1 protein-coding gene is annotated in these 654 nt (G+C 37.5%); it reads left to right on the top strand.

Annotated elements, in window-relative coordinates:
• Nucleotides 1-606: RNA-guided endonuclease TnpB family protein (locus AC1DA5_RS10595; protein WP_464464605.1), on the top strand; the 606-nt coding region annotated here is incomplete at its 5' end.
• Nucleotides 607-654 lie beyond the last annotated feature (48 nt).

Below are 654 nucleotides of genomic sequence, written 5' to 3'. Positions count from 1 at the left end.
GTTGGTATAGCTGATTTGGCTATCAGCTCTGATGGAATCAAGTATGGTACTTTCCACACTAAATGGTTAGAGAAACAAGCCACTAAGTGGCAATCCAAGTATAGTAAACGTAAGTATCGAGTAACTGTTGCTGTTCGACAATGGAATCATAATCACGAAGATATCAAAGAAGATATAAGCGATTACCAAAATTGGCAACGAGCTCAACAACAAAAAGCCCGCTACCAACAAAAGATAGCGAATCAACGAAAAGATTATTTGCATAAATTGACCACGAACTTAGTAAAACAATATGATGTGATTGTCATTGAAGATTTGAAAACCAAGAATCTTCAGAAAAATCACCACTTAGCTAAATCCATCGCCAACGCAAGTTGGTATCAATTTAGAACCATGCTTGAATATAAATGTGCTTGGTATGGTAAACAATTAATCGTTGTTAAGCCGAACTACACTAGTCAAATCTGTAGTACTTGTGGGTATCACAGTGGAAAGAAACCGTTAGAAGTTAGAGCATGGACTTGTTCTAAATGTGGTACTAATCACGATCGGGATATTAATGCGGCAGTTAATATCTTACATAAAGGATTAAAAGCCGTTGGCTAGGGACTAGCCGTGGTAAAAGAACGAAGTTCTGTAAGTTAGGTAGCGTGA

The organism is Pauljensenia sp. C0254C2 (assembly GCF_056583835.1).
Note: the sequence above shows the minus strand (reverse complement) of the source record. Positions and strands in the feature narration are given on the sequence as shown.